The sequence below is a fragment of the Dietzia sp. SYD-A1 genome (assembly GCF_015356725.1).
Lineage (GTDB): Bacteria > Actinomycetota > Actinomycetes > Mycobacteriales > Mycobacteriaceae > Dietzia.
In genome coordinates, this window is sequence record NZ_JADDKI010000193.1 from 1 (window position 1) to 7,073 (window position 7,073).

Sequence of the window (7,073 nt, forward strand, 5' to 3'; positions counted from 1 at the left end):
ACCCAGCGCTGCGCCTCGGGCCGTGACGCACGACGACGGCGGCACCCAGCGCTGCGCCTCGGGCCGGGGCGCACGACGATGCTGGAGGACGTTGACCGCGGAGGTCGCCGACGCTAGAGGACCCGCAGTCCCCTGTCCCCGGTGTTCAGGTCGCGCCGGCCGTCCGCGGTGACCGCGACGATGTCCTCGAGACGGGCACCCCACCGGCCGGCCCGGTAGATCCCGGGCTCGACGGAGAAGGTCATCCCCTCCGCCAGGACGGTGTCGGCGCCGGGGGCGACGAACGGCGGCTCGTGCAGGCCCATGCCGATGCCGTGCCCGGTGCGGTGGATGAAGAGCTCACCGAGTCCCGCCGCCGCGAGGTGATCGCGCGCCGCCGCGTCGACCTCGCCGATCGCGATTCCCGGTCGCACGGCCTCGCGGGCCAGGCGCTGCGCCTCCTCAAGAACGGCGTAGGTCTCGGCGGCGTCGGCCGGCGGTGCGCCCATCGAGTAGGTGCGGGTGCAGTCCGAGTGGTACCCGCTCGGGAGCGGTCCCCCGATGTCCACGACGACGATGTCGCCCCGCTCGATCACCCGGTCGGAGACACCGTGGTGGGGGTCGGCGCCGTTGGGTCCCGACCCGACGATCACGAACTCGGCGTGCGTGAGCCCCTCCTGCTCGATGGCCGCGGTGATCAGCTCACCCACCTGCGCTTCGGTGCGGCCGACCACGAGGAACTCACCCATCCGGGCGTGGACCGCGTCGATGCGACGGGCGGCCTCGGCGAGCTGGTCGATCTCTGAAGGGGTCTTGACGGCCCGCACGTGGTCGATCACCTCCGAGGCGAGGACCACCTCGCCGTCGACGCCCAGCTGGAGCGGCACGAGGTGGAGGGCAGGCATCGCGGTGGACACGGCGACGCGGCCGGACACCGTGCCCGCCACGAGCGGCACCGCATCCGTTCCGTCAGCCCAGGGGTGCAGGTCCGCACCCACCCGGTCGGCTGCCGCGCGGACGGCGTCGGTGAGCTCGAGGGCCGGGACGACGAGGAGGGGCACCCCGCCGCCGACGGGGACGACCATCGCCGTGAGGCGCTCGTGGGAGTCCATGCGTTCACCGGTGAGGTAGGCCATGTCCTCTCCGGAGTACACCACCACGTGGTCGATGCCGATCTCCCGCGCGCGGTCGCACACGGCCGTGAGTCGTCGGGCGTGGAGGTCCGGGGAGTCGGTGCTCATCCCCCCACCCTAGGGTCTTCCGGTTCGCCGCCGCCCGGTCGTGTCGATGCCGTGAACCGCTGGCGACGGTGCACGGGGCGACTATCCTGGCGCCGGGCCGACACCCGGCCCGATCCCGACCGGAGGAGGCGCGGTGTCCCAGGGCCCGCTCATGGTTCTCGACAGCGCCGGCCTGTGGTTCCGCGCGTTCCACTCGGTACCGGAGAAGATCACCGGGCCGGACGGTGCACCGGCCAACGCGGTGCGCGGGTTCTGCGACATGGTGTCGGTACTGCTCGAGGAGTACTCGCCGACGGGCCTGGTGGCCGCCCTCGACCGAGAGTGGCGCCCCGACTGGCGCGTCGAGCTGCTGCCCTCGTACAAGGCCCACCGGGTCGGCGACGACGGCGGTGAGGACGCGCCCGCCTCACTCCACCCCCAGGTCGGTGCGATACAGCAGATCCTCACAGCGGCCGGCATCACGCAGGCGTCCGCTTCCGACGCGGAGGCCGACGACGTTCTGGCGGAGCTCGCCGCCCGCGACCGTGAGGTGCTGGTGGTGACCGGAGATCGAGACCTGTTCCAGCTGGCGTCCGCGACCACCACGGTCGTGTACGTGGGGGCGGGGATGAGAAAGCGCCTCGCGTACACCCCGGAGGTCGTCGCGGAGCGATTCGACCTGCCCGCCGGCGACGATGCGCGGGTGTACGCGGACTACGCGGTGCTGGTCGGTGACGCCTCTGACGGTCTGCCGGGGGTGGCGGGTATCGGCACCAAGACCGCGGCCTCCCTCTTGCGGGAGTACGGAGACCTCGACGGCATCGTGGCGGCCGCCGAGGACGAGGGGTCGGGCCTCGCCGCGCGGCAGCGCAGGGCGGTCCTCGAGGCCGCCGACTATCTGACCGCCGCCCGCGGGGTGGTCCGGCTCCGGACGCGGGGTGTCGAGACGGACTTCGAGGGGGATGTCGACGGTCGGCGAGGGCCCGTGGACCGCGAGAAGTTGGATCTCCTGGGAGAGGCGACCGGGCAGAGCCGAGCGATCGGACGTCTGGAGAAGGCCGCCTCGGTGCTCGACCCGGCCTGATCAGGCCATGTGGTCGAGGACGACGCCGCGACGCAGTGACCCCACGGCCGATCGCGCCGTGCGCGCCAGTTCGGGCTCCGCGACCTGTCCGACCTGGGCCAGGACGTCCACGACGAGCCGAGCCGATCGCACGAAGTCCCCGGCGGTGAGTTCCACGCCCTCCTGCCAGGACGCGGCGAGGATCGACGAGAGCGCACCGCCCGACACCCAGTGGTGCAGGACCGGGGCGAGTCCGGCATCGAGATCGGGGGTCGGCGGCAACTGGTGGGACTTCTCGGCCGCCGTGACGTCCGCGGCGACGCGGTCGGTCTCGGCGAGGGCGGCGCGCAGCAGCTCGTCGGAGGGCTCGCGGACCGCCGACTCGCTACGGGGGTGGGCCACGACGGTGGTGATCACCGCGGCCAGCCCCGCCGGGTCGAGCCCTGACCACACCCCGCGCCGGAGACACTCCGCCACGAAGAGGTCCTGCTCGGTGTGGATACCCGCCAGAAGACGGCCGGCCTCCGTGGCACGGACCTCCCCCTCGTGCTTCTCCAGGTAGCCGAGGTGGTCGAGCAGGTCGACGATCCTGCGGAACCGGCGGGCCAGGGAGTCGGAATCCTCCTCCACCTCCGCGGTGAGCGTGTACACGTCCGCCGCGGCTCGTGCCCAGCGTTCGTGGAGACGGGCCAGCCTGTCGATCCGGGGATCCTCGTGCAGGGGGTGCTGGCGCAGGGCCCGGCGCGTGGCCGCGAGTCGCGGGTCCTTTCGGACGGACTTGCCCCCGGCGTTCTTCATCCGGCCTCTGGCCTTGCCGCGCAGCCCCTCCATCCGCTGGACGAGTGCCCGTTTGGCCCGTCCGTCGAGTTTCCGGCGACCGCGTGGCAGGTCGACCCTCCCCACCGGCACGGGGGGCGCCGCGAAGTCCTGCTGGCGCAGCCAGCCGGTCCAGCCGGAATCGGTCAGACACAACAGGGCCGGGTCGGAGGGGATGTCGGTGCGCACCTGGAGCACCGTGGCGACCATGCCGAACCGCTTGCGGCCGACGGTGATCACGGAACCCGCGGTCTGCTTGAGCATCGCCGCGCGCACGGATTCCAGCCGGTCGTCGCGGGTGGCCTTCTCGGTGGATTTCTCGAGCCGACTCAGGTCCGCGCGCAGCGACATGTACTCGTCGAGCTGGGAGTCGCCGCCGGCCTCCTCCAGGTCCGCACGGATCCGGTCCCGCTCGTCCGTCCTGCGTTCGACCGCCCGTGACCGGGACACCAGCGTGCGGTCGGTCTGGAACTGGGCGAACGACCTGCCGATGAGGGAGGTCGCCTCCGCCACGCCGAGTTGTTCCACGAGGTTGACGGCCATGGAGTAGTCCGGGGTGAACGCACTGAGCAGGGGGAAACGTGGGGTGTCCACGAGAGCGGACAGCGCGTCCAGGTCGAGATCCTGTTGGTCCAGCACCACCGCGGTGCCCTTGGTGTCGATCCCCCTCCTGCCGGCGCGGCCGGTGATCTGGGAGTACTCGGCGGAGGTGAGCATCGCATGGGTGTCGCCGTTGAACTTGGTGGTCTTCTCCAGGACGACCGCCCGGGCCGGCATGTGGATGCCCAGGGCGAGGGTCTCCGTGGCGAACACGACCTTGATCAGACCTGCCGAGAACAACTCCTCCACGACGGTCCGGAACAGCGGGAGCATGCCCGCGTGGTGGGCGGCGATGCCACTGATCAGTCCGGCCCTGAAGGCGGCGAAGTCGAGGGCGTCCAGGTCGTGCCGGGGAACCTGCGCACACGCGGCGTCGACGTGCGCGGCGATCCGTCGCGACTCCTCCCCCGTGGTCAGCCGCAACCGGGCCCGGCGCATCTGGGAGACCGCCCCGTCGCACCCGGCCCGGGAGAACACGAAGTAGATCGCGGGCAGCAGATGGTCGTCGTCGAGCTTCTCGATCACGTCCTGACGTCGCGCCCACTGGGCCCGGGGTCGGGCCGCCAGCCGTTCGTCGTGATACCCGCCCCGGCTGCGCCGTCGAAGGTCGGCGGCGGCCCGGACGGGGACCAGGTCACCGTCCGTGTAGAGCATGTGCGCGAGGGGAACGGGCCTCACGTCGGAGAGCACCACCGCGGTGTCGCCGCGGATCTCGGTGATCCAGTCCCCGAGTTCCTCGGTGTTGCTCAACGTCGCCGACAGGCCCACGAGTCGGACCGCCGGGTCGAGGGTCAGGATGATCTCCTCCCAGACCACGCCTCGCGACCGGTCCCCGAGGTAGTGGATCTCGTCCATCACCACGCAGTCCAGGTCGTGCAGGGCGGAGGACCCGGAGTAGATCATGTTCCGCAGGACCTCGGTGGTCATCACCACCACCGGGGCGTCGGCGTCGATGGAGTGATCCCCGGTGAGCAACCCCACGTTCTCGGGCCCGAAGCGGTGCCGGAACTGACGGAACTTCTGGTTGCTCAGTGCCTTGACGGGCGTGGTGTAGAAGCACCGGCCGCCGCCGGCAAGGGCCCGGTGGGCCGCGTACTCCCCGATGAGCGTCTTGCCCGACCCGGTGGGCGCCGAGACGAGGAGATTGCGGCCGGCGTCGAGCGCGGAGAAGGCCTCGAGCTGGAACGGGTCCGGATCGAAACCCTCCGTCTGGAGGAACGACTCGAGCAGGGTGCCCGCGTCGTGCGGCTCAGAGCGTGTCGTCATACATCGCCCCACCCGACGGTGCCTGGAGGGGCCGTGCACCGCTGACCGGCTCGGGCGCGGCGAGCGGGCCGGTGGAACGGACCTCCCCGGAACCGTCGAGGCGCTCGGACGGACCCAGCGGTGAGGCGGACTCGTCGTCGACGTCGAGCCATTCCTCGCGGGCCCTGCTCTTGCGCTTGTCGTGGATGCGGGCGAACTGGATGGACATTTCCACCAACACGCACACCGCCGCGGCGAGCGCCAGCATCGAGAACGGATCCTGACCGGGCGAGGCGACGGCGGCGAAGACGAAGATCCCCATGATGATCCCGCGCCGCGACCTGGCGAGCACCTCGTACCTGAGCACACCGGCGACGTTGAGCATCGCGATGAGCAGCGGGATCTCGAAGCTCACCCCGAAGATGAGGATCAGCTGGATGAGGAAGGAGAAGTACTGCGTGCCCGACAGGGCCGTGGTCTGGACGTTGTCGCCGATGGAGAGCAGGAACTCGAGGGCGAAGACGATCACGATGTAGGCCAGGACCGCCCCGCCGATGAACAGGATGGCGGCGAGTACGGTGAACGCGATTCCGTAGCGCTTCTCGTTCTTGTGCAGGCCCGGCGTGATGAAGGCCCACAGCTGGTAGAGCCAGACCGGGCTGGCCAACACGATCCCGGCGGTGGCGGCCACCTTGAGACGGAGCATGAACTGCTCGAAGGGGCCGGTCGCGAGGAGCCGACACTGGTCGTCCGCGTCCCCCAGTTGTAGGCGTGCGCCGGGTGGGATGTCGCAGTAGGGGCCGGTGAGGATCTCACCCAGCGAGGGGACGCCGAAGAATCCGCTGCCGTACCACCAGAACCCGAAGCCCAGCGTCACCACGATCGCCGCGAGGGCGATGAGCAGTCGCTTGCGCAGCTCGTAGATGTGCTCGATGAGCGGCATCGTGCCGTCGGGGTTCCGGGGCCGGCGCTTGCGCCTGGACAACATCCGACCGGCGCCGCCCCCGGGGGTGGCGCCGGTCTTCTGGGGTCCTGTCTGCGTCATCTGTGGGGATACCTGCTACCGCTGGGTGCCGGTTCCGCCGTCGTACGGACCGGTGGGGTCGACGTGCTGGGGCGATTGCTGGTGCTGCTGACCCTGCTGCGGAGTCTGCGGGTACTGCTGCCCTGTCTGCGGCGGGTGCTGGTACTGCTGCTGGGACTGGCCCTGCTGCTGGTACGGCTGCTGCGGAGCCTGCGGGTAGCCCTGAGCCTGATGCTGCGCCTGCGTGGGGTGCGCCTGCGGCTGGACGTACTGCGCGGCGTTCGGCTGACCCGCCTGGGTGAGCGCTTCCGGCTCGGCAGGCTTGTCGTCGTTCTGCATCTCCTTGATCTCCGATTTGAAGATCCGCATCGACCGCCCGAGACCGCGAGCGGCGTCGGGGAGCTTCTTGGAGCCGAAGAGGAGCAGCACCACCGCGAGAACGATGAGCCAGTGCCAGATGCTCAACGCACCCATGTCTACCTCCGATTGTGTGACAACACGGCCATGCTAACGCACCCACGCCGACAGCCGGAGGCGCGGTCCCCCCCTTCGAATGCGGTGACCAGCGGGTTCACGCGGTTTTCACGGCGAGGACACCGAGTCGTCGCGGGCCTCGTAGAGCGCGAGCCCGGCGAGGGCCCGGTCGGCGATCTCCGCGGCCAGTCCGGGGTCGGACGGCGTCACGACGTCGGCGTGTCCGAGCAGGAACCTGACCAGCCACGTCCGGTCGTGGTAGGCGATCGAGACGTCGAGATCGCCGTCGGGGCGCCGGACCACGTCGTGGAACGCGAACTCGTCGAGGAACCACGCGGCCGCCGCGGGAACGACGGCGCGTTCCAGGAGGACGCCCGCCCCGCCGTCCTGGGGTTCCGGCCCGAGCGGCCGGCGCGGTCCGACCTCTTCGACCCCGCTCATCCGGTCGGTGCGGAAGGTCTTCCACTGCCCGGTCCCGCGGTCGACCCCGTGGACGTAGGAGTGCCCGTCGGACACGGAGAGCCGAGCGGGATCGACCACTCTGGTGGTCGAGGTGTCCGAGCTGGCCGAGTGGTAGACGAATCGCAGTGCGCGTCCGTCGTGGACGGCGGTGCGGACCACATCGGCGTCCGGCGGGGTGTCGGGGCGGGAG

The 7,073-nt window shown here is 70.8% G+C and carries 6 protein-coding genes; 1 reads left to right on the forward strand and 5 read right to left on the reverse strand.

Annotated elements, in window-relative coordinates; translation table 11 throughout:
* Positions 1-113: 113 nt before the first annotated feature.
* Positions 114-1,220 carry a Xaa-Pro peptidase family protein gene (locus IY392_RS08855; RefSeq protein ID WP_107756440.1) on the reverse strand — a complete coding sequence of 369 codons (1,107 nt, stop codon included), beginning with the start codon at positions 1,218-1,220 and terminating at the stop codon, positions 114-116.
* A gap of 133 nt (positions 1,221-1,353) precedes the next feature.
* Between IY392_RS08855 and IY392_RS08860 the strand changes: the two genes are divergently transcribed.
* A complete protein-coding gene (locus tag IY392_RS08860) occupies positions 1,354-2,283 on the forward strand; it encodes a 5'-3' exonuclease (protein ID WP_194861015.1) in 930 nt (309 codons plus the stop codon).
* Here the strand turns inward: IY392_RS08860 and IY392_RS08865 are convergent, their stop codons facing one another.
* The 4 genes from IY392_RS08865 to IY392_RS08880 form a co-directional block, all read right to left on the reverse strand.
* On the reverse strand, positions 2,284-4,944 hold the full coding sequence (locus IY392_RS08865; protein ID WP_194861016.1) for an RNA helicase: 2,661 nt from the start codon (positions 4,942-4,944) through the stop codon (positions 2,284-2,286).
* Entirely contained in the window at positions 4,928-5,911 is a 984-nt protein-coding gene (gene tatC / locus IY392_RS08870) for a twin-arginine translocase subunit TatC (protein WP_228549200.1), read from the reverse strand. Before tatC ends, IY392_RS08865 begins: the two co-directional genes overlap by 17 nt.
* A gap of 72 nt (positions 5,912-5,983) precedes the next feature.
* Entirely contained in the window at positions 5,984-6,421 is a 438-nt protein-coding gene (tatA, locus tag IY392_RS08875; RefSeq protein ID WP_107756444.1) for a Sec-independent protein translocase subunit TatA, read from the reverse strand.
* Positions 6,422-6,529: 108 nt separating this feature from the next.
* Positions 6,530-7,073: YafY family protein (locus IY392_RS08880; RefSeq protein WP_194861018.1), on the reverse strand; the 544-nt coding region annotated here is incomplete at its 5' end.

Bases quoted from the DNA above. Each gene is read 5' to 3' on its own strand.
- tatA (WP_107756444.1), bottom strand. From the start codon at position 6,421: ATGGGTGCGTTGAGCATCTGGCACTGGCTCATCGTTCTCGCGGTGGTG.
- IY392_RS08865 (WP_194861016.1), bottom strand. From the start codon at position 4,944: ATGACGACACGCTCTGAGCCGCACGACGCGGGCACCCTGCTCGAGTCG.
- IY392_RS08855 (WP_107756440.1), bottom strand. From the start codon at position 1,220: ATGAGCACCGACTCCCCGGACCTCCACGCCCGACGACTCACGGCCGTG.
- tatC (WP_228549200.1), bottom strand. From the start codon at position 5,911: ATGTTGTCCAGGCGCAAGCGCCGGCCCCGGAACCCCGACGGCACGATG.